A 355-nucleotide genomic window follows, 5' to 3' on the forward strand; every position below is an offset into this window, starting at 1 on the left:
AGGGCCGCCCCCTGAAACAGCATCCCGAACCGCGCCATGAAGCGTGCCCGGTCCAGCGGCTGGCCGTTCCACAGCACCTGCCCCGCATCGGGGCGTTCCAGCCCCAGGATGCATTTCAGCAGGACCGACTTGCCGGTGCCGGACTGGCCGATCACGCACAGGCTCTCGCCCGTGGCGACGCTCAGATCGACGCTGTCGAGGACCCGCTTGGCGCCAAAGGATTTGCTAAGGCCGCAGGTCCGAATCATTCGAAGAACAGCCCGGTCAGCGCAAAGTTCGCAGCCAGGATGCCGACGGCGGCGGCGACGACCGCATTGGTCGTGGCCCGTCCGACGCCTGCCGCGCCGCGCCCCGA

2 protein-coding genes are annotated in these 355 nt (G+C 68.7%); both read right to left on the bottom strand.

Annotation, left to right across the window (positions count from 1 at the left end):
* Window positions 1-248: ATP-binding cassette domain-containing protein (locus TW83_RS18660; protein ID WP_045984287.1), on the bottom strand; the 248-nt coding region annotated here is incomplete at its 3' end.
* On the bottom strand, window positions 245-355 hold a 111-nt coding region (locus tag TW83_RS21020; protein ID WP_204245808.1), incomplete at its 5' end, for an ABC transporter permease. The genes TW83_RS18660 and TW83_RS21020, both read right to left, overlap by 4 nt.

The organism is Paracoccus sp. S4493 (assembly GCF_000967735.1).
Taxonomy (GTDB): Bacteria; Pseudomonadota; Alphaproteobacteria; order Rhodobacterales; family Rhodobacteraceae; genus Paracoccus; species Paracoccus marcusii.